Annotated in this window: 16 protein-coding genes; 8 read left to right on the top strand and 8 right to left on the bottom strand. The window is 70.9% G+C overall.

All coding sequences use genetic code 11. The annotated features are described in order from the left end of the window. Nucleotides 1-150: 150 nt before the first annotated feature. From OHA91_RS24750 to OHA91_RS24740, 3 genes are all read right to left on the bottom strand, one after another. Nucleotides 151-1,293, bottom strand: a complete 1,143-nt coding sequence (locus OHA91_RS24750) for a PP2C family protein-serine/threonine phosphatase (protein WP_031145608.1) — start codon at nucleotides 1,291-1,293, stop codon at nucleotides 151-153. Nucleotides 1,294-1,502: 209 nt separating this feature from the next. Next, on the bottom strand, nucleotides 1,503-2,312 hold the full coding sequence (locus OHA91_RS24745) for an Fpg/Nei family DNA glycosylase (RefSeq protein WP_328740033.1): 810 nt from the start codon (nucleotides 2,310-2,312) through the stop codon (nucleotides 1,503-1,505). Between the two features lie 114 nt (nucleotides 2,313-2,426). Then, nucleotides 2,427-2,912, bottom strand: coding sequence for a ribose-5-phosphate isomerase (locus tag OHA91_RS24740; protein WP_031145604.1), 486 nt, complete (start codon nucleotides 2,910-2,912; stop codon nucleotides 2,427-2,429). A 219-nt stretch (nucleotides 2,913-3,131) separates the two neighbouring features. Between OHA91_RS24740 and OHA91_RS24735 the strand changes: the two genes are divergently transcribed. After that, nucleotides 3,132-4,568 carry an amino acid permease gene (locus OHA91_RS24735; protein WP_328740032.1) on the top strand — a complete coding sequence of 479 codons (1,437 nt, stop codon included), beginning with the start codon at nucleotides 3,132-3,134 and terminating at the stop codon, nucleotides 4,566-4,568. Nucleotides 4,569-4,662: 94 nt separating this feature from the next. Here the strand turns inward: OHA91_RS24735 and OHA91_RS24730 are convergent, their stop codons facing one another. Continuing rightward, nucleotides 4,663-5,247, bottom strand: coding sequence for a biotin transporter BioY (locus OHA91_RS24730; RefSeq protein ID WP_031145600.1), 585 nt, complete (start codon nucleotides 5,245-5,247; stop codon nucleotides 4,663-4,665). A 285-nt stretch (nucleotides 5,248-5,532) separates the two neighbouring features. On the opposite strand from OHA91_RS24730, the gene OHA91_RS24725 reads away from it, so the two are divergent. The 3 genes from OHA91_RS24725 (at nucleotide 5,533) to OHA91_RS24715 (ending at nucleotide 9,395) form a co-directional block, all read left to right on the top strand. Beyond that, nucleotides 5,533-6,942, top strand: coding sequence for an amino acid permease (locus tag OHA91_RS24725; RefSeq protein WP_328740031.1), 1,410 nt, complete (start codon nucleotides 5,533-5,535; stop codon nucleotides 6,940-6,942). A gap of 233 nt (nucleotides 6,943-7,175) precedes the next feature. Continuing rightward, nucleotides 7,176-8,579, top strand: coding sequence for an amino acid permease (locus OHA91_RS24720; protein ID WP_328740030.1), 1,404 nt, complete (start codon nucleotides 7,176-7,178; stop codon nucleotides 8,577-8,579). 159 nt (nucleotides 8,580-8,738) lie between these two features. Continuing rightward, a complete protein-coding gene (locus OHA91_RS24715; RefSeq protein WP_030958438.1) occupies nucleotides 8,739-9,395 on the top strand; it encodes a superoxide dismutase in 657 nt (218 codons plus the stop codon). A gap of 124 nt (nucleotides 9,396-9,519) precedes the next feature. Here OHA91_RS24715 and OHA91_RS24710 read toward each other — a convergent pair whose 3' ends face one another. Continuing rightward, complete coding sequence (locus OHA91_RS24710; RefSeq protein WP_031145587.1) at nucleotides 9,520-10,170, bottom strand: mycothiol-dependent nitroreductase Rv2466c family protein; 651 nt, start codon at nucleotides 10,168-10,170, stop codon at nucleotides 9,520-9,522. A gap of 138 nt (nucleotides 10,171-10,308) precedes the next feature. On the opposite strand from OHA91_RS24710, the gene pepN reads away from it, so the two are divergent. Beyond that, the gene (gene pepN / locus OHA91_RS24705; RefSeq protein WP_031145585.1) at nucleotides 10,309-12,867 is read left to right on the top strand and encodes an aminopeptidase N; all 2,559 of its coding nucleotides are present in this window, start codon (nucleotides 10,309-10,311) and stop codon (nucleotides 12,865-12,867) included. Between the two features lie 170 nt (nucleotides 12,868-13,037). Further along, the gene (locus OHA91_RS24700) at nucleotides 13,038-14,000 is read left to right on the top strand and encodes a hypothetical protein (RefSeq protein WP_031145582.1); all 963 of its coding nucleotides are present in this window, start codon (nucleotides 13,038-13,040) and stop codon (nucleotides 13,998-14,000) included. Here the strand turns inward: OHA91_RS24700 and OHA91_RS24695 are convergent. Both OHA91_RS24695 and OHA91_RS24690 read right to left on the bottom strand, forming a co-directional pair. Beyond that, the gene (locus OHA91_RS24695) at nucleotides 13,976-14,863 is read right to left on the bottom strand and encodes a pyridoxamine 5'-phosphate oxidase family protein (RefSeq protein ID WP_031145580.1); all 888 of its coding nucleotides are present in this window, start codon (nucleotides 14,861-14,863) and stop codon (nucleotides 13,976-13,978) included. The genes OHA91_RS24700 and OHA91_RS24695 overlap by 25 nt on opposite strands. Then, on the bottom strand, nucleotides 14,863-15,321 hold the full coding sequence (locus tag OHA91_RS24690; protein WP_266501144.1) for a VOC family protein: 459 nt from the start codon (nucleotides 15,319-15,321) through the stop codon (nucleotides 14,863-14,865). The genes OHA91_RS24695 and OHA91_RS24690 overlap by 1 nt, the downstream gene beginning before the upstream one ends. Nucleotides 15,322-15,441: 120 nt before the next feature. Here OHA91_RS24690 and OHA91_RS24685 point away from each other — a divergent pair, with 120 nt between their 5' ends. Together OHA91_RS24685 and OHA91_RS24680 are read left to right on the top strand one after the other, a co-directional pair. Then, nucleotides 15,442-16,002: a CGNR zinc finger domain-containing protein gene (locus OHA91_RS24685; RefSeq protein WP_328740029.1), complete on the top strand. Its 561-nt coding sequence runs from the start codon at nucleotides 15,442-15,444 to the stop codon at nucleotides 16,000-16,002. Nucleotides 16,003-16,275: 273 nt separating this feature from the next. Further along, nucleotides 16,276-19,599, top strand: coding sequence for a S8 family serine peptidase (locus OHA91_RS24680; RefSeq protein WP_266501139.1), 3,324 nt, complete (start codon nucleotides 16,276-16,278; stop codon nucleotides 19,597-19,599). A gap of 79 nt (nucleotides 19,600-19,678) precedes the next feature. On the opposite strand, the gene OHA91_RS24675 is transcribed toward OHA91_RS24680, so the two are convergent. Beyond that, nucleotides 19,679-21,169, bottom strand: coding sequence for a M28 family metallopeptidase (locus tag OHA91_RS24675; RefSeq protein ID WP_328740028.1), 1,491 nt, complete (start codon nucleotides 21,167-21,169; stop codon nucleotides 19,679-19,681). Between the last annotated feature and the right edge of the window lie 155 nt (nucleotides 21,170-21,324).

Here is a 21,324-nt window from a genome sequence, read left to right as displayed (position 1 = left end):
TCCCGTCCGAGCGCCTGCGCCGTCGCAGGCCCAGGGTGTGCCGCGGGTCGCCGAAGCCGTCCTGGTCGTGGCACCGACGCTACGGATGACGGTGGGGCGGCGGCCAGGGAGCGGCCCGGGGCGAGCGGGGTGGAGAAGGCCCCACCCCGGTCAGGGAGAGCGGCGGATGAGGAGCAGGGCGCGGTCGTCGTTGACGTCCTTGGCGACCTTCTCGATCAGGTGCCAGGCCGCGCCCTCCCAGCCGGCGGAGACGTAGCGGTCGGCTTCGCCGGTGAGGCGGTCGATGCCCTCGCTGATCTCGCGGTCGGCGGTCTCGACGAGGCCGTCGGTGAAGAGCATCAGGACGTCGCCGCGGCGGAGGTTGCCGCGGGCCGGGGTGAACTCGGCGCCGTCGTAGACGCCGAGCAGCGGGCCCTCGCCGGACTTCTCCTGCCAGCGGCCGGTGCCGGCGCAGAGCTGGAGGGCGGGGAGGTGGCCGGCCGAGAGGAGTTCGTAGTCGCCGGTCTCCAGGTCCAGGACGAGGTGGATGGAGGTGGCGAAGCCCTCGTCCCAGTCCTGGCGGAGCAGGTAGCCGTTGGCGGCGGGTAGGAAGCCGTGCGGCGGCAGGGCGCCGAGCAGCCCTCCGAAGGCGCCGGACAGCAGCAGGGCCCGGGAGCCGGCCTCCATGCCCTTGCCGGAGACGTCGGTCAGGACGATCTCCAGGGTCCGGCCGCCGTTGGTGCGGGCCGCGACGACGAAGTCGCCGGAGAAGGACTGGCCGCCGGCGGGGCGCAGGGCCATCTCGCGGTGCCAGCCGCGTGGCAGGGCGGGCAGCTTGCTCTGTACGCGGATGCGTTCGCGCAGGTCGAAGAGCATGGTGCCGCCGCGCCGCCAGGGCACGCCGACGCGGCTGCGGAACTGCGCGATGACGAGCCCGAAGAACCCGCAGGCGGCGACGACCAGCACGGTGCCGGGGGTGACGCGCGCCGGACCCTGGGTATAGGGACCGAGCACGAGCGCCTCGACGATCAGCGCGGCCGCGGAGGCGGCATACAGGGCGAGGAGGCTGGCGGGACGCAGCAGGAGGCCGCCGGCCACGATCGGCAGGACGAGCGCCGCCGGCGAGAACCAGACGGGCAGCATCAGTGTGCCGAAGGCTATGGCGGGAACGGTGAGCAGCAGCCCGATGAAGGCGAGCCAGTCGGACGCGTCTCCGCGGAAGTAGTCGACGGCGGATTTGCGCAGGGCGGTGCGGCCCCGGTGCGACCGCATGCGCATCCGGGCCAGGAGGGTCTCCACGCGTGCTCCGGCCATTGCTTCGGGACCTTATCCATCCTGGCTGTGAATGCGCAGGGGTACCCCCGCACCCGGTGCCGAGGGCTGCCCGAAAACGCCCGGGGCGTCATGGATTGCCCCGACGGGGATGGCCGCATGGCTCTGGGGATGCACGTATTACAGCCATTGCCGGGCGATGGGCGGGATGTCCGGTACGCCCGTACGAACAGCCGCACGTCGGGGGAGCGCTAGTTCTGCTGGCAGGTGGGGCACCAGAAGAGGTTGCGGGCGGCGAGACCGGCGGTGCGGATCTCTCCTCCGCAGATGTGGCAGGGCATGTTCGCCCTCCGGTAGACGTACACCTCGCCACCGTGGTCGTCCACCCGCGGCGGCCGGCCCATCGCCTCGGGGAGGTGCTCGTCGCGGACGGTGTCGATGCGGTTGTTGCGCACGCCCTGGCGCATCAGGGCGGCCAGGTCCTCCCACATGGCGTCCCACTCGGCGCGGGTGAGGTCCTTGCCCAGGCGGTACGGGTCGATGCCGTGCCGGAAGAGGACCTCGGCGCGGTAGACGTTGCCGACTCCCGCGACGATCTTCTGGTCCATGAGCAGCGCGGCGACGGTGGTGCGGGAGCGGGAGATGCGCGCCCAGGCGCGGTCGGGGTCGTCGCGGTCGCGCAGCGGATCCGGGCCGAGGCGGGCACTTATCGCGGCCTTCTCCTCGCCGGTGATCCACGCGCAGGTGGTCGGGCCGCGGAGGTCCGAGTAGTACGCGTCGTTGGCCAGGCGCAGCCGGACGGTGTCGGTGGCCGGCGGGGCGGGAGCGGGGCCGATCGCGTACTTGCCGAAGAGTCCGAGGTGGATGTGGATCCACCCGTTCTCCTGGAACCCGAGGAAGAGGTGCTTGCCGTGGGCGTCGACGCCGTCCAGGATCCGGCCGTCGAGCAGGGCCGCGCTCTCGGCGAACCGCCCCTGGGGGCTGCTGACGGCGACCGGCCACCCGGCGAACCGTTCCAGGTGGTCTTCGGCGAGGCGGTGGATCGTATGCCCCTCGGGCACTGCGCGCTCCTCGGAGAAGAGAGAGGAAAGAGAAGAAGACAAAGGGAGACAGACGACGGGAGAAAGACGACGGCCGTGCCACCCGCCCCGCGGGTGGCACGGCCGGAAGCGGGATCAGCCCTGCGGGTGGTGGGCCGGGATCGGGGGGAGCTCGCCGGTCTGCTCGTAGGCGGAGAGCATGTCGATGCGGCGGGTGTGGCGCTCCTCGTCGGAGTACGGGGTCGCCAGGAAGGCCTCGATGAAGCTGACGGCCTCGTCCTGCGTGTGCATGCGGCCGCCGACGGAGATGACGTTGGCGTTGTTGTGCTCACGGCCGAGCTGGGCGGTCTGGACGCTCCAGGCCAGGATGGCGCGGACGCCCTTGACCTTGTTCGCGGCGATCTGCTCCCCGTTGCCCGAGCCGCCGATCACGATGCCGAGGCTGTCGGGGTCCGCGGCGGTCTTCTCCGCGGCGCGGAGGCAGAACGGCGGGTAGTCGTCCACCGCGTCGTAGATGTGGGGGCCACAGTCGACGGGCTCGTGGCCGTTGTTCTTGAGCCAGTCCACGAGGTGGTTCTTGAGCTCAAAGCCGGCATGGTCGGATCCGAGGTACACGCGCATGTGACGAGTGTGGCACGGGGAGCCCCGACAGCCCGCAGTGGGTGTCGCGTAAGTCACTTCTAAAGCTCAAGTAAACCCAAAGAACGCAGATGGGACATGGCAGGACGCCGATCCTGGACGTTCGCCCCAACGCAACGATCCGGATTGAGGTCTTCCGTCCTGCGTTCATCTCAGGTTTGAATGCCGGGGCTCGCAACCCGAGAACCTAAGGATCCGTCCATGAGTTCCACGACGACCCTTCAGAAGGCAGGCGACCCCTCCGGTAACCCCGGTGAAGGTCTGCCCTCCGACGGTCTGAAGGCCGGTCTCAAGAACCGCCACCTGTCCATGATCGCCATTGGCGGCGTCATCGGCGCCGGTCTCTTCGTCGGCTCCGGTGGCGGCATCGCCAAGGCCGGCCCCGCCATCCTGATCTCCTACGCCCTCGTCGGCGCCATGGTGGTCTTCGTGATGCGGATGCTCGGCGAGATGGCGGCCGCCAGCCCGAACTCGGGCTCCTTCTCCGCCTACGCCGACCGCGCGCTCGGCCGCTGGGCCGGCTTCTCCATCGGCTGGCTCTACTGGTTCTTCTGGGTCGTCGTCCTCGCGGTCGAGGCCACCGCCGGTGCCGCCATCCTGGAGAACTGGATCCCGGCCGTCCCGCAGTGGGCCTGGGCCCTGATCGTGATGGCGGTGCTGACCGTCACCAACCTCGGCTCGGTCGCCTCCTACGGTGAGTTCGAGTTCTGGTTCGCGGGCATCAAGGTCGTCGCCATCGGCGCCTTCGTGGTCATCGGCATGCTGGCCGTCTTCGGCGTCCTGCCCGGCTCCGACAACCCCGGCGCGGGCTTCGCACACCTGACCGACGCCGGCGGCTTCTTCCCCAACGGCTACGGCGCCGTCCTCACCGGTGTGCTGATGGTCGTCTTCTCCTTCATGGGCAGTGAGATCGTCACCCTCGCCGCCGGCGAGTCGGAGAACCCCCGCAAGGCCGTCACGCAGGCCACCAACTCCGTGATCTGGCGCATCGGCGTCTTCTACCTCGGCTCGATCTTCGTCGTGCTGACGCTGCTCCCCTGGAACGACAAGTCGATCACCGAGAAGGGCTCGTACGTCGCCGCCCTCGACTCGATCGGCATCGCGAACGCCGGCACGATCATGGAGGTCATCGTCCTGACCGCCGTGCTGTCCTGCCTGAACTCGGGCCTCTACACCGCCTCCCGCATGGCCTTCTCGCTCGGTGAACGCGGCGACGCCCCCAAGGCGTTCGCCAAGGTCAACGCCAAGGGTGTGCCGGTCGCCGCGATCCTCGGCTCCACGGTCTTCGGCTTCGTCGCCGTCTACTTCAACTACGCGTTCAAGGACACGGTCTTCAACTTCCTCCTGAACTCCTCCGGCGCCATCGCGCTCTTCGTGTGGCTGGTGATCTGCTTCACCCAGCTGAAGATGCGCGGGATCCTGGTCCGCGAGGCCCCGGAGAAGCTCACCGTGAAGATGTGGCTCTTCCCGTGGCTGACCTGGGCCACCGCCGCACTGATCGTGTTCGTGATCGGCTACATGTTCGTGGACGACGCGAACCGCGAGGTGGTCACCCTGTCCACCCTCGTCGCCGGCCTGGTCGTGGCCGTCGGTGTGGTCCTGGACTTCCGCCGCAAGCGGGCCGCCGTCCAGGGCTGACCGAGCCCGAACCCGTCCCGTACACACGCCGGAGCCCGGCCCGCCTCGTCAGGCGGGCCGGGCTCCGGCCGATACGGGGGTGGTGGCGCCGGCGTCAGCCGCGGCGGCCCACCAGCTTCCAGGCGGCCGGCAGGGCGCCCATCGCGAGGGCCGCCTTGAGGGCGTCGCCGATCAGGAACGGGGTCAGGCCCGCCGCGACGGCGGCGCTCAGGGACATCCCGGTGGCGGCCATCAGGTACGGCACGCCCACCGCGTAGATGACCGCGGAGCCGAGCACCATCGTGCCCGCCGTGCGCAGCACCGAGCGGTCGGCGCCGCGCCGCGCCAGGGCGCCCACGACGGTGGCGGCGAGCAGCATGCCGAGCACGTACCCGAAGGAGGCGCCGCCCGCTCCGGAGGTGCCGCCCGCGAACCACGGCACGCCGGCCATGCCGACGAGGGCGTACAGCGCCAGCGCGAGGAAGCCGCGGCGGGCGCCGAAGGCGGTGCCGACGAGCAGCGCGGCGAAGGTCTGGCCCGTGACGGGGACCGGGGAGCCGGGCACGGGCACCGCGATCTGCGCGGCGATCCCGGTCAGGGCGGCGCCGCCGACGACGAGCGCGATGTCGCGCACGCGGCTCGCGGGCAGCAGGTCGGCGAGGACGGTGCCGGGCCGGAGGGAGACGGAAGCAGTGCTCATGAGGGGGCTCCGCGAGGTGGTGAGGGTGAGGACGATCACCGACGTTAGTGCGCGGTCCGGGGCCGCCCCACCGCCGCCCGGGACAAAGCCCCGCTCCCCTCGATGGTGGGGAATGAACAAAGCCCACTCCCCCGGCCGGGTCGACGTGATCCTCGTCACGAGCAACATCCGATAGCACGTCCGTTTTGCACGGACAGCCGCCGCTCAGTGAGACTGTTGGATCCCGCCAAGCCAAAGGCGGGGTCCCCACCATCGCTGGGCCGAACGAGAGTACGAGCACTCCTCATGCGTGAGCGCCTGCCAGAAGCACCTCCCACGACGGGCGACCTGCCCGCGGAACCCCTCAGCCACAGCCTCAAGCAGCGCCACCTGACCATGCTGGGGCTCGGCGGCGTGATCGGCGCCGGCCTCTTCGTCGGCTCCGGTGCCGGTATCGGCATCGCCGGTCCCGCGATCATCTGCTCCTACCTCCTCGCCGGCGTCCTCGCGATGCTGGTGATGCGCGCGCTGGGCGAGATGTCGGCCGCGATGCCCGCCTCCGGCTCGTTCTCCGTCTACGCGGAGCGCGCGCTCGGCCGCTGGGCCGGCTTCTCGGCGGGCTGGCTGTACTGGTTCCTGCTGGTCGTGGTGCTCGCCGTGGAGGCCACCGGCGCCGCGAAGATCGCGAACGGCTGGGTGCCCTCGGTCGACCAGTGGGTCTGGGTGCTGCTCTTCATGGTGGTCTTCACCGTGAGCAACCTGGCCGCAGTGAAGAACTTCGGCGAGTTCGAGTTCTGGTTCGCCGCCCTCAAGGTCGGCGCGATCGTGCTCTTCCTGGTCCTCGGCACCCTCGCGATCTTCGGCGTGCTCCCGGACACCGATCCGGTCGGCATGGCCAACCTCACCGGCCACGGCGGCTTCTTCCCCGCGGGCTTCGGCGGCGTCGTCGCCGGCATGCTCGCCGTCATCTTCGCCTTCGGCGGCCTGGAGGTCGTCACCATCGCGGCCGCCGAGTCCGACGACCCGGCCCGGTCGGTGTCCCGCGCGGTGCGCAGCGCCGTGTGGCGCATCCTCTTCTTCTACGTCGGCTCGATGGTGGTCATCGTGACCCTGCTGCCGTGGGACTCGCTGGAGCCGGGCCAGAGCCCGTACGTCGCCGTCCTGGACTCCATCGGCATCCCGGGGGCCGGCCAGATCATGAACATCGTGGTGTTCGTGGCCCTGCTGTCGGCGCTCAACGCGAACCTGTACGGGTCCTCGCGCATGATCTTCTCGCTGGCCGAGCGCGAGGAGGCGCCCAAGTCGCTGCTGCAGGTCTCGGGCGGCGGCGTGCCGCGCCGGGCGGTGTTCGCGTCGGTGGCCTTCGGCTTCGTCTCCGTGGTGCTCAACCTGCTGTGGCCGGACACGATCTTCCTCTACATGCTCAACGCGGTCGGCGCCGTGCTGCTGTTCGTGTGGGCACTGATCGCGGTCTCGCAGCTGAAGCTGCGCCGCCGGATCGAGCGGGACATGCCCGAGCGGCTGGTCCTGCCGATGTGGCTGTTCCCGTACGCGACCTGGGCCGCGCTGGCCGGGATGGCGGCGGTCCTGGTCCTGATGCTCTTCGACGACTCCGCGCGCCCACAGCTGCTGTGGTCGACGGGCGCGGCCCTGCTGGTCCTGGCCGTGGCGGGCGTCCGCGAGCTGCGGGAGCGGCGGACGCGGCAGGCCGGCTGACCTCCGTACCGGATCACCGGATCGCCGGAAACCGGATTCACCCCAGGACCCCCCGTGCCGCGGCACGGGGGGTCCTGCCGTTCGCGGTTCGCTGCCCGGCCGCTCCCGGCTCGTGCGGGCGTGATCACGATCCGTGAAGCGGCTGTCCGAATATCGGACGCCGAACGTCCGGTGATCGGACGCTCGGCACACTGGGGCCCGCTCCGCCCCCGCACATGACAGGCACCCACCCCATGAGCCACAGCAGCACCGTCGCCCCTCCCGAGCCGCCGCGGACCGACGCCGGTTCCCCGCTCGGCAACGGACTCAAGCAGCGCCACCTCTCGATGATCGCCCTCGGCGGTGTCATCGGCGCGGGACTCTTCGTCGGCTCCGGAGCCGGCATCGCCGCGGCGGGCCCCTCGATCGTGCTCGCCTACGCCGCGTCCGGACTGCTCGTGATGTTCGTGATGCGGATGCTCGGCGAGATGTCCGCCGCCAACCCCGCCTCCGGCTCCTTCTCCGTGCACGCGGAGCGGGCGATCGGCCCGTGGGCCGGGTTCACCGCCGGCTGGATGTTCTGGACGCTGCTGTGCGTGGGCGTGGCCATCGAGGCCATCGGCGCGGCGCACATCATGACGGGCTGGTTCCCGGGCACCCCGTCCTGGATGTGGGTGCTGGTCTTCATGGCGCTGTTCTGCGGCTCCAACCTGGCCGCCGTCTCGAACTTCGGCGAGTTCGAGTTCTGGTTCGCCGCCCTCAAGATCGGGGCCATCGGCCTCTTCCTGGGGCTGGGCGTGCTGGCCGTCCTCGGCCTGCTGCCCGGCACCGGCGCCCCCGGCACCGCCAACCTGCTCCACGACGGCGGCTTCCTGCCGGGCGGCGTGGACGGCCTGCTCGTCGGCCTGCTGGCCTCGGTCGTCGCCTACGGCGGCCTGGAGACGGTCACCATCGCCGCCGCCGAGTCGGAGAACCCGGTCAAGGGCGTGGCCAAGGCCGTGAAGACCACCATGTGGCGCATCGCCGTCGTCTACGTCGGCTCCATGCTCGTCATCGTCACCCTGCTGCCGTGGAACGACCCGAAGGTCACGGAGACCGGCCCCTACGCGGCCACGCTGGACCACCTGGGCATCCCGGCGGCCGGCGAGATCATGAACGTGGTCATCCTGATCGCCCTGCTGTCCGCGATGAACGCCAACATCTACGGCTCCTCGCGCATGGCCTACTCCCTGGTCTCCCGCGGCCAGGGCCCCAAGGCGCTGGGCAAGGTCACCGGCAGCGTGCCGCGCCGGGCGGTGCTCGCCTCCTCCGGCTTCGGCTTCGTCACCGTGCTGCTGTCCTACTGGTACCCGGACACCCTGTTCGCCTGGCTGCTGAACATGGTCGGCGGCGTCATCCTCGTGGTCTGGGGCTTCATCGCCGTCTCGCAGTTCGTGCTGCGCCGCCGGCTGGAGCGCGAGGCCCCCGAGAAACTCGTCGTCCGGATGTGGGGCTTCCCGTACCTGACCTGGGTGGCGCTGGCAGGCGTGACCGGGGTCCTGGTGCTGATGGCGCTGGGCGAGGACACCCGGGTCCAGGTGGTCTTCACCGGCGGGCTCACCGCCGCCCTCGCCGTGACCGGATACGTGCTGCAGCGCCGGGCGGCCGCCGCCCGCTGACAGCCCCTCACCGCAGGTGGGCCCCGTGCGAACGCACGGGGCCCACCTGCGTTTTACAGAGGTAACCCTTACGTGTGAGGCGGAATAGATGCTGCTAGCGTGCAGTTGCGCATTAATTGCAATTAGCGATTGGCACGCTGAGGGGACCGGATAACACGCATGGCCATCTACACGCTTCCTGAGCTTCCGTACGACTACGCGGCGCTGGAGCCGGTGATCAACCCGCAGATCATCGAGCTGCACCACGACAAGCACCACGCGGCCTACGTCACGGGCGCCAACAACACGCTGGAGCAGCTGGCGGAGGCGCGCGACAAGGAGAACTGGGGCGCGCTCAACGGCCTCGAGAAGAACCTCGCGTTCCACCTCTCCGGCCACATCCTGCACAGCATCTACTGGCACAACATGGCCAGCCCGAAGACCGGCGAGGGCGGCGGCGAGCCCACCGCGGCCGACGGCCTGGGCGACCTGGCCGACGCGATCACGGAGTCCTTCGGCTCCTTCGCGAAGTTCAAGAAGCAGCTGACCTTCGCGTCCTCCGCCACCCAGGGCTCCGGCTGGGGCGTGCTCGCGTACGAGCCCGTCAGCGGCCGTCTGGTCGTCGAGCAGGTCTACGACCACCAGGGCAACGTGGGCGTGGCCAGCACCCCGATCCTCGTCTTCGACGCCTGGGAGCACGCCTTCTACCTGCAGTACAAGAACCAGAAGGTGGACTTCATCGAGGCGATGTGGAACGTCGTCAACTGGCAGGACGTCTCCAAGCGCTACGCCGACGCCAAGGCGAACACCCCGCTGCTGATCCCCGTCAAGGGCTGATCGCACCCCCGTACCCGTCCGCCTCGTGATCGTCTTCTCAACCTTCACCGGCGGGCGTGTCCAGCAGAAGACCCCCGTGAGGACGTGACTCACGGGGGTCTTCTGTGTGTTCCGGCCGTACGGGCTACTCGAAGGACGGGCCCTTGGTGCGGGTCCGCTTGATCTCGTAGAAGCCGGGCGTGGAGGCGACGAGCAGGGTGCCGTCCCACAGCCGGGCCGCGGCCTCGCCGCGCGGGGTCGGGGTGACGACCGGCCCGAAGAAGGCGACGTCGCCCTCGCCGTCGGCGCCCGGAACGGAGATCACCGGGGTGCCGACCTCCTGGCCCACGCGGTCGATGCCGTTGTTGTGCGAGGCGCGCAGCACCTCGTCGTACTCGTCGGAGTCGGCGTAGGCGAGCAGCTCGGCCGGCAGGCCGACCTCGGCCAGCGCCTCGGCGATCACCTCGCGGGTCGGGCCCTTGTCCTCGTTGTGGATGCGGGTGCCGAGCGCGGTGTAGAGCTTGCCCGTGATCTCGTCGCCGTGCTTCTGCTGGGCCGCTATGACCACGCGCACGGGAGCCCAGCCCTTGGGGCCGAGCAGCTCGCGGTAGACCTCGGGCAGCTCGTCGAGCTTGTTCTCGTTGAGGACGGCGAGGCTCATCACGTGCCAGCGCACCTGGACGTCGCGGACCTTCTCGACCTCCACCATCCAACGGGACGTCATCCAGGCCCAAGGGCAGAGCGGGTCGAACCAGAAGTCGACCGGGGTCTTCTCGCGCACCTGGGTCTCGGTCATGTCTCTCCTCTGTGTCGGTCTCAGGCGGAAAAAGGCATCAACGGCGCATGTCCTCCGTGGCCAACCAGGACGCCCTCGCACGCATTCCCCTCGTGCGAGGATTCGACCAAGAACGCGATCGCGCACGAAGGAGTGCAGGTGCCCGGAGAGAATCTGTCCCGCGAGGAGGCCCGCGAGCGGGCCGAGCTGCTGTCCGTCGACGGGTACGAGGTCGTCCTCGACATCAGGTCGGCGGTGGACGAGGCCGAACCGGCCGAAGGCCCGCGGACCTTCCGCTCGGTGACGACGATCCGCTTCCGGGCCGCGGCCCCCGGCGGTGCCACCTTCGCGGACCTGATCGCCCCTTCGGTGAACTCCGTCACCCTGAACGGGCGGGCGCTGGACGTGGCCGCCGTCTTCGACGGGGCCCGGATCGCCCTGGACGGCCTGGCCTCCGAGAACGTCCTGGTGGTGGACGCGAACTGCGCGTACAGCCGGACGGGCGAGGGCCTGCACCGCTTCGTGGACCCGGAGGACGGCGAGGTCTACCTCTACACGCAGTACGAGCCGGCCGACGCCCGCCGGGTGTACGCGAACTTCGAGCAGCCGGACCTGAAGGCGCCCTACCGCTTCGAGGTGGCCGCGCCCGAGGGCTGGCAGGTGTGGAGCAACGGCGCCGAGGAGTCCCGCGAGGGCTCCGTGTGGCGGTTCGCCGAGACCGCGCCGATCTCCACGTACATCACCTGCGTGGTGGCCGGGCCCTACCACTACGTGACGGACACCTACATCCGCGGGGACCTGACCATCCCGCTGGGCGCGATGTGCCGCAAGGGGCTCGCGAAGCACTTCGACGCGGACGACGTCTTCCTCGTCACCAAGCAGGGCTTCGACCTCTTCCACGAGATCTTCGACTACCCCTACCCCTTCGGGAAGTACGACCAGGCCTTCGTGCCGGAGTACAACCTGGGCGCCATGGAGAACCCGGGGATGGTGACCTTCCGGGAGGAGTACATCTTCCGCGGCAAGGTCACGCAGGCCTCGTACGAGCGGCGCGCGAACGTGATCCTCCACGAGATGGCGCACATGTGGTTCGGCGACCTGGTCACCATGAAGTGGTGGGACGACCTGTGGCTGAAGGAGTCCTTCGCGGACTTCATGGGCTCCTTCGGACTCGTCGAGGCCACCCGCTTCGACCAGGCGTGGGTGACCTTCGCCAACAACCGCAAGGCCTGGGCCTACCGCGCCGACCAGCTGCCGTCCACGCACCCGATCACGGCCGACATCCGTGACCTGGAGGACGCGAAGCTGAACTTCGACGGCATCACCTACGCCAAGGGCGCGGCGGTGCTCAAGCAGCTGGTCGCCTACGTCGGCCGGGAGGCGTTCCTGGAGGGCGCGCGCCGCTACTTCAAGGCGAACGCGTACGGGAACACCACGCTCGACGACCTGCTGTCAGTGCTCGGCGAGGTGTCCGGGCGGGACATGACCGAGTGGTCGCGGGCCTGGCTGCAGACGGCGGGCGTGAACGTGCTGACCCCGCTGGTGACCTACGACGCGGCGGGCCGGATCACCGAGCTCGCGGTCCTCCAGGAGGGCGACGAGCTGCGCCCGCACCGGGTCGGCGTCGGCCTGTACCGGCTGGAGCCGGACGGCGCGCTGGTCCGCTACGCCCGGGCCGAGGCGGACGTATCCGGGGCCCGCTCGGTGATCGCGGAGCTGGCCGGGCAGAACCGGCCCGACCTGGTCCTGGTCAACGACGAGGACCTCACCTACTGCAAGATCCGCTTCGACGAGGGTTCGCTGGCCACGCTGCGCGCGCACCTGGGAGACCTGACGGACCCGCTGGCGCGGGCGCTGAGCTGGTCGGCGCTGTGGAACCTGACGCGGGACGGCCTGATGCCGGCGCGCGACTTCGTCTCGCTGGTGCTGGCGCACGCCGGCCGGGAGACGGACGTCGGCGTCCTGCAGCAGCTGCACGCGCAGGCGCAGGCCTCGGTCACCCACTACGCGGCGCCGGACCTGCGCGAGCAGGGCGGCCGGGACCTGGCGGCGGGCGCGCTGCACGAGCTGCGGTCGGCCCAGCCGGGGTCGGAACACCAGCTGACCTGGGCGCGGTTCTTCGCGGCGAGCGCGGCGACCGAGGGTGACTTCCAGCTGCTGCTGGGGCTGCTGGAGGGTTCGGCGCGGATCGACGGGCTGGACGTGGACCAGGAGCTGCGCTGGGACTTCCTGCTGCCGCTGGCCGCGCACGGGGCGGTGGACGAGGGCGTCCTCGCCGCCGAACTGGCCCGGGACGACACGGCGTCGGGCAAGCGGCACCAGGTGCGGTGCCTGGCGGCGCGCCCCTCGCAGGCGGTGAAGGACCAGGCGTGGGCGGCGGTCGTGGAGTCGGACGCGCTGTCGAACGCGCTGGTGGAGGCGACGATCGCGGGCATGCAGCAGTCCTCGCAGCGGGACCTGCTGGCGGCCCACACGGGGCGCTACTTCGAGGTGATCGAGCGGGTGTGGTCGGACCGGTCGATCCAGATCGCGATGCACGTCGTGAAGGGGCTCTACCCCTCCCTCCAGGGCGACTCGGCCACGCTGGACGCCACCGACGCGTGGCTGGCCGGGCATGAGGACGCCGCCCCCGCGCTCCGCCGCCTGGTCCTGGAGTCCCGCGACGACCTGGCCCGGGCCCTTGCCGCGCAGCGGTGCGACGCGGCGGCGGGCAACTAGTCCGCGGTTCCGCTGCCGGGGCGGCGCCCCCGGCAGCGGAACCGCGTCCCCCATACGGGCGCACCCCATCGGCAGTCGAACGCCCGTACTTTAGCCCCGGCTTGTCCGGATTTGTCGACGGGCGTGTAACAGGGGTTAGCAAGGCCACGGCCCGAGGGAATCACCGCGTCATGAACCACAACGCACCCCTCCCCCTCGCCCACCTCACCGGCAACCGTCCCCGCGTGCTGACCCTCGCACAGCTGCGCGAGCACGGCGTGAGCGCCTCCGAGGCCGCCGAGCGGCCCTGGCGGCAGATCCTGCCGGGCGTGTTCCTGCTCCACGCCGGACCGGCGACGAGCGAGGAGCGGCTGCACGCCGCGCTGCTGTACGCGGGACGGCGCGGCGCGGGCGAGGCCATGATCACCGGGCTGGCGGCGCTGGCCCTGTACCGCTTCGCCTCCGCGCCCCCGCTGCTCGCCCTCTCCCACATCGACGTCCTGGTGCCGGGCACCCGGCGGTTGCGGTCCACCGGCGACGTGCGGATCGTGCGCGCGCACACCGCGCCCCGGTCCCTGGAGGTCACCGGGCTGCCCGTGGCGCCCGTCGCGCGGGCCGTCGCCGACGCCGTCGCGCAGCTCTCGGACGCCGGCACCGTGCGCCGGCTGCTGAGCGAGGCCGTCCGCAGCGGGCACTGCGAACCGGCCGCCGTCGTACGCGAGCTGACGGTGGCCCGGCTGCTGAACCGGCCGCACGTGGTGGACGCCGTCGAGTCCCTCCTCGCGGAGGGCCGGGCCATCGCCGAGAACCGGCTGTACCAGGTCGTTCGCGGCTACGAACTCCCCGACCCCGTCTGGAACGTGGACCTGCGGATCCCCGGCGGCCCGCACCTCGGCGGGGTCGACGCGTACTGGCCCGAGCACGCCGTGGCCGTGGAGATCGACACCCGCGCCCCGCGCCAGGGGGAGGACGAGGAGTGGTCCGAGTGCGTGCGCAAGCGCGAGACGCTGGAGCGGCTCGGGGTGACCGTCGTGCACATCACCCCGCGCAAGCTCCGCGACTGGCCCGAGCAGCAGGCCGCGGTCATCCGGACCGCCCTGACGGCGTCCGGCGACCGCGAGCCCGCCGCCTACCTGGTGGTGCTCCCGAGGTGAGGGGAGTACTCCGGGGTGCTCCACAGCAGCCGCCCCGGATGCACGGCCTCCACCACCGACTCCACCCGGAAGCGGGTGCGGCGGCCGCCGTCGGGCGCGAACTCCGTCAAGGCCCGGCCGCTGAGCTGGAGGACGGACCCGCTCTCCCAGTCCGGGAAGAGCAGCCCGGCCCGCGGATCGGCCGTCAGGTTCCCCAGGGTCAGGAACATCGCGTTACCCGCATAGTCGGGCCAGGCCAGCTCGACCGGGGAAAGCACTTCCACGAAACCCGGCAGGCCGCCCCGGTGACTGGCGTCGGCCCCCTCCGCCTCGGCCGTGGTGGCGACGAAGAAGGTGTCGGCGCCGCGTACGGTGCGCACCTGGCCGGGGGTGAGCGCGTCCCCGCGGGCCACCACACCGGCCCCCTCCGCGACCAGTTCCAGCGGCTGCCGCTTCTGCAGGTACTTCGGACAGTTGGCAAAGACCTGCTCGGCCTCGACGGCGAAGCCCCGCGGGGTCGCCGTGAGGGCTCCGTTCAACCGCATCCGGCGCCGGGTCCGCGGGTCGAGCGCGATGGTCCCGACCCGGGTCCCGGCCGTGGCCAACGCCTCGGCGAGCGGGTCGCCCGCGGGCGGACCGCCCGCGACGGCGATCCGGTGCGGACCGGTGGCCCGTACGAAGCCGGGCGGCCCGGTGAGCCAAGAGGCCCACATCCGGCCGGCGCCGTCGGCGGCCCCGACGACCAGGTGCGGCTGGAGCTCCAGGAAGGCCGCGGCGACGTCGCGGATGCCCGTGCCGATCGAGCGGCCGACGTGCTCGGCCGGCCCGCGCACGCCGACCCGCTCCTGTACCGCCAGCGCGCCCCAGTGGTAGACCCCGCTCATCAGAAGAACCCGCAGGTCGGAGCGCCCGTGGTGGGGGCGGGGGCATGCTCGGCACCGGTGGGTACGGAGATCTCCAGGCGCGTGCCGTCGGGGTCGTGGAAGAAGATGCCGCCGGACGCCGCGCCCTCGCCGTGCGCCACGACGCCCTCGTAGGCGAACGCGACGCCCAGGCCGCGCAGCCGCTCCTCGTACGCGCGCACCTCCTCGACGGCGTCGGCCGAGAACGCCAGGTGGTGCAGCCCGGCCGCGGCCGGCGCGAAGGCGCCGTCGGCCTGCTGCCAGAGCGTGAGGACGAGCTCGCCGTCCCGGCCGAGGAAGGCGAAGCGGCGGTCCTCCTCCTTGCCCTCCCCCAGCACCTGGAAGTCGAGGGCGTCCCGGTAGAAGGCGAGCGAGCGCTCCAGGTCCGTGACGTTCAGGCCGACGTGCCCGGTGCGGAGCTTGCTGATGACGGTGGTCATGACGGGTCCTTCCCCAGACCGTTTCCAAGGTTCTAACCTTCTAAATCCAATTTAAGGGTTAGAGCGAAGGGCGTCAACCGCTCACGTAGTCTTGAGGGGTTAGCGAGCGAGGAGACGGACATGACGACGGCGGACCCGCGGCCCCTGACCGGGGAGCCGATCGCCCTCGACCTGCTGAACACCCGCTGGGTGCAGGAGGGTGAGCCCGTCGACCTCTTCGCCGGCGCCTTCGGGCTGAGCCGGGTCGAAGGGCTCGCGGTCTGGCTGGAGTCCACCGGGCTGGCCGACCGGTTCCGGGCCGACGCCTCGACCCTCGTCCACCTGATGACCGCGCGCGAGGCACTGGCCCGCGCGGTGGCGGACCCGGCCGACGAGAGCGCCCGGGCGCTGGTCGACGCCGTGCTGGAGCACGGCCGCATCCGCGCCACCCTGACCGCCGAAGGCCCGGGCGAGCGCGCCGAGTTCGCCGATCCCGCCTGGGGGCCGGCCTGGACGGCCGCGCGCGACTACCTCGACCTGCTGGGCGCGGCGCCCGGCCGGATCCGCAAGTGCGCATCGGAGACCTGCGTCCTGCACTTCCACGACACCTCGCGCAACGGAACGCGGCGCTGGTGCTCGATGTCCGCCTGCGGAAACCGGGCGAAAGCCTCGCGCCATCACGCGCGCACGCGCGAGCGCTGATCGCTCGAAATCTGTCACACCCGTACCGGCGCGCGACCCCGCCCCGGTACCGACTTGGGGCCGCTAAGTCGATAAATCAACTGTTCAGTCCCTGTGGTTCGCACCACTGTGCCCGGATACGGCCCCACTGGCGGAAACACCGCACTGGCGAGTGTCCGCCACCGTAGGTCTCGGTCGATGACATCCCTCCCCAAAGACCGGTCGGTTGCGCAAAGCTGACCGGTCATCCGGCACCGAAATCCGGACCGTATCTTTCACTTACCAGGGATGCTGATGACCCTCGAATCCCCCAGCTCCATACCCGGGCCCAGACGCGCCGCGCGCGTCGCGGCCGCGGCCGGCCTGGTCGCCGCCCTCGTGGCGGGCGGCGCCGTGCCCGCGTTCGCGGCGACCGGCGCGGACACCCCGGGCACCTCGCCGGCGGTCAAGTCCGCTGACCAGAAGCTCGGTTCGGCCGACGTCGAGCTCCTCCAGGAGGCCAAGGCCAAGGGTGACGCGAACGTCACCGTCATGGTCGCGACCGCCCCCGGCCAGACCAAGCAGGTCGCCGACCAGCTGGACTCCGTCCAGGGCGCCTCGGTCGGCCGGACGTACGACAACCTCGGTTACGTGCGCGCCACCCTGCCGACCGGCCAGGCGGAGGCCGCGCTGAAGGCGGCCGCCAAGCTGTCCTCGGTGCACGGCATCGACCTGCGCCACGAGATCCAGCTGCCGGACCCGCGGCCCGAATCCGGCCGGGAGACCGGGACGGTCAAGAAGACCGCGGCCGAGACGTACGCGGCGCCGGACAAGAACACCCCGGCGAAGAACCCGTACAACCCGTCCTTCGAGACCGGCGCGGTCGACTTCGTCGAGAAGAACCCGCAGGCCGACGGCCGCGGCGTGACCATCGGCATCATGGACTCGGGTGTCGACCTCGGCCACCCGGCCCTGCAGAAGACCACCACCGGCGAGCGCAAGATCGTCGACTGGGTGACGGCCACCGACCCGATCACCGACAACGACGGGACCTGGCGCGCCCAGATCACCCCGGTCACCGCCGCGGGCGGCACCTTCACCGCGGGCGGCCAGAGCTGGAAGGCGCCCGAGGGCAGCTTCCAGTGGAGCCGGTTCAGCGAGTCGATCACCGCCACGGGTGACATGGCGGGCGACGTCAACCGGGACGGGGACACCACCGACCGGTTCGGCATGCTGTACGACGCGGCCGCCGGCACCGTCCGCGTGGACACCGACCAGGACGGCGACTTCACGAACAACGAGCCGATGAAGCCGTACAAGGACGGCTACCAGATCGGCTACTTCGGCACGGACAACCCGGCGACCGAGGTCGCCGAGCGGATTCCGTTCGTGATCGAGATCCGCAAGGACGTCCCGATGGACCCGCTGGGCGGGGACTGGGTCGGCAAGAAGGCCGACTTCGTCAACATCGGCATCATCGAGTCCGAGCACGGCACGCACGTCGCCGGCATCACCGCCGCCAACAGCCTCTTCGGCGGCAAGATGAACGGCGAGGCGCCCGGCGCCAAGCTCGTCTCCTCGCGCGCCTGCTCCTGGTCCGGCGGCTGCACCAACATCGCGCTGACCGAGGGCATGATCGACCTCGTCGTCAACCGCGGCGTGGACATCGTCAACATGTCGATCGGCGGCCTGCCGGCGCTGAACGACGGCAACAACGCGCGCGCCGAGCTGTACCGCAACCTCGTCGACACCTACGGGGTCCAGCTGGTCATCTCGGCCGGCAACTCCGGCCCGGGTGTGAACACCATCGGCGACCCGGCCCTCGCGGACAAGGTCATCTCCGTGGGCGCCTCGGTCTCGAAGGAGACGTGGGCCGCCAACTACGGCTCCGGCGTGAGCACGAAGTACAACATGTTCCCCTTCTCCTCGCGCGGTCCGCGTGAGGACGGCGGCTTCACGCCGACCATCAGCGCCCCCGGCGCCGCCATCAACACCATCCAGACCTGGCTGCCCGGCGCGCCGGTGAAGGAGGCCGGCTACACCCTGCCGGCCGGTTACGGCATGCTCCAGGGCACCTCGATGGCCTCGCCGCAGGCGGCGGGCGCGAGCGCCCTGCTGATCTCGGCCGCGAAGCAGCAGAACATCAAGCTGACCCCGGCCTCCCTGCGGGTCGCGCTCACCAGCTCCGCGAAGAAGATCGACAACGTCCCGGCGCACGCGCAGGGTTCGGGCCTGATCGACGTGAACGGCGCGTGGGAGTCCATCCAGCGCGACGCGAAGGCCAACGAGTTCACCGTCAAGGCGCCGGTCGACACCGCGATCGACCAGTTCCTGAAGACCCCGGGCTTCGGCACCGGCCTGTACGACCGCGAGGGCGGCCTCAAGGTCGGCCAGAAGAAGGTCTACAACGTCGTCGTCACCCGCACCACGGGCGTCAAGTACGGCACCCGGCACGACCTGAGCTGGCGCAACAACGACGGCACCTTCAAGGTCATCGGCGGCTACGACTACGTCACCCTGCCGCTGAACAAGCCCGTCACCATCAAGGTCGAGGCCAACGCCAAGACGGCCGGCGTCCACAGCGGCATCCTGCAGCTGGACGACGAGACCACCGAGGGCATCGACAAGCAGATCCTGACGACCGTCGTGGCTTCCGCCCCCCTGGCCGCGCCGTCGTTCTCCCTGTCGCAGTCCTCCACCGTGCAGCGCAACTCGCACAAGTCGTACTTCGTGACCGTGCCGCCGGGCGCCAAGAGCCTGGAGGTCGCGCTCAGCGGTCTCGCGGCGGGCGCCCAGACGCGCTTCATCGCGATCCACCCGTACGGCGTGCCGGTCGACCCGACGGCCACGACCAACTGCTACCCGAACTACGACAACCCGGCCAACACCTGCCGCCCCGACGTGCGCTCGTACCCCGAGCCGACGCCGGGCGTCTGGGAGATCGAGGTCGAGGCCCGTCGTACGTCGCCGGTCCTGGACAACCCGTTCAAGCTGGACGTCTCCGTGCTCGGCGCGGCCTTCGACCCCGCGGTCAAGGTCCTGCCCGAGGTGAAGCAGGGCACCCCGGCCGCGGTCCAGTGGAGCGTCAAGAACGCCGGCGCGGCCATCTCCGGCGGCAAGCTCAAGGGCGGCCCGCTCGGTTCCGCGAAGGTCGCCAAGCCGACCATCGCCAACGGTGAGACCCACACCACCGAGATCGCGGTGCCCGCGGGCACCTCCCGCCTCGACGTCGCGATCGGCAAGGTGTCCGACACCGCCGCCGACCTCGACCTCGAGGTCTACAAGGACGGCGTCAAGGTCGGCTCCGCCGCCGACGGCGACTCCGAGGAGGCCGTGAGCCTGGTGAACCCGGCCGCGGGCACCTACACCGTCAAGGTGATCGGCTACGCGATCCCGTCCGGTTCCACCACGTACGACTACCGCGACGTGTTCTTCTCGGCCGCCCTGGGCTCCGTCCAGGTCGACGAGGCCGCCGCGGTGAACCTCGCCACCGGCGCCACCGCGCAGGTCTCGGCGAACGTCCTGGTCACCAGCCCGGCCCCCGAGGGCCGTCAGTTCTTCGGCCAGGTCGAGCTGCTCAACGCCCGCGGCACCGCCGCCGGCACCGGCAGCGTGCAGATCGAGAAGGTCCTCCCGTAGCACCTTCCGCACGGAAGACCCGAGGGGGCGGCGCTCTGACGAGCACCGCCCCCTCGGGCCGTTCCTCCCCGTGGCTCCGCTACCTGCCGAGCGAACGCAGCGACTCGGCGTAGGTGCCGACGGCGTGCGCGATCACGTCCAGATTGGTGTCGAAGACCTTGAGGTCGAGGTTCTTCAGGTCGTCGCCGGCCCCGTGGTAGTTCGGGTCGTACGGGGCGCCGGCCGTGCCGCCGTACCGCTTGGCCTGCTCGGGCGTCTTGATGCCCTCGGCCCCGGTGAAGGTGCCGCCGGCCGGGATGCCGGTCGCGATGAACGGCCCGTAGTCGGAGCGGCCGTCGAAGTCTCTGCCCTCGTGCGGCTTGCCCTTCCTGTCGAGGAAGCCGTTGATCAGAGCCTCGATCTGCGCCGAGCCGGCCGGACCGGCGCCGGCGCCCGTCCTGTCCGAGTCGTCGCCGTCGTAGACGAACTGCACCGGGTTCGGCGAGGCGATCATGTCGAAGTTCAGGTAGAGCGCGATGTCCTTCTTCTGCTTCTCGGACAGCTGCGCGACGTAGTGCTCCGAGCCCAGCAGGCCCAGCTCCTCCGCCGACCACCAGCCGAAGCGGACCTTGTTGGCGGGCCCCTTCCCCTTCTTGTTGGCGCCCTCCTCGGCCAGCCGCAGCGCCACCTCCAGCAGGCCGGCCGAGCCGGAGCCGTTGTCGTTGATGCCCGGGCCCTCGGCGACCGAGTCCAGGTGCGCCCCGACGGTCACCACGCGGTCGGAGCGGCCGCCCCTGGTCTCGGCGATCACGTTGCGGGTGGTCTTCTTCAGGTGCTCTTGGTCCAGGTCCAGGCGTACGGTCACCTCGCCCTTGCCGGCGGCGTCGGCCAGCGCCTCACCGTCGGCCAGCGTGATGCCGGCGCTCGGGATGACCCCCTCGGCGGGCGAGGAGAAGCCGCCCCGCACCGGGGTGGTGCCGCTGTGGTTGTAGACGATGACGCCGAGCGCGCCCGCCGCGGCCGCGGCCCGCTGCTTCTCCACGAAGGTGCAGGCACCCCGCTTGACCAGGGCGATCTTCCCCGTGAAGGCGCCGGCCGGGTAGTCGTCCGCCGTGCAGCCCGGGGTCTCGTCGACCCGGGCGGGCGCGAGCGGCGCGGCCAGGCCGCCCGCCGGGGTGGACTTGGTGAAGGTGAAGGCGGCGGTGGCCAGCTCGCGGGAGTCCTGGCCGAGGACGGTGGTCCGCTCCGTCCTCGTGTGCGCCTCGTAGATGTCGAAGTCCTGGTAGGAGACGTCGTACCCGGCCTTCTTCAGCGTGTCGTGCACGTAGGCCGCGGAGGCCGCGTGGCCGGGCGTGCCGGCGGCGCGGTTGCCGCCGTTGGCGTCGGCGATCTGCTGGAACTTCTTCAGGTGGCGGTAGGCGCCCTTGGCCGTGACCTCCTCCACCAGCTCCTTGGCGAGCCGGCCCTCGCGCGGGTGGGCGGCGGCCGGGGTGGCGGCGAGCAGGACGGGTGCGGCGACGGCGGCGGCCGCGAGGGCGGCGAGCACCGGTATGGACCGGCGGCGATGGCTGTTGCGGCGAATGGCACGCACGGTGGATCTCCCCGAGGTATGTTGCGATCAGCAGTCGATCATGTCCGCATAGCGGTCATGACAGACCGGACGCTAACCGGCCCCGACCAGGCAAAACGGTCGTTCCGGGGCCGTGAAACACGGCCGCCATGCACTCGTCATGGGTGTTCACATTC

The organism is Streptomyces erythrochromogenes, from assembly GCF_036170895.1.
Taxonomy (GTDB): Bacteria; Actinomycetota; Actinomycetes; order Streptomycetales; family Streptomycetaceae; genus Streptomyces; species Streptomyces erythrochromogenes.
This window is presented reverse-complemented; position numbering and strand designations above follow the sequence as displayed.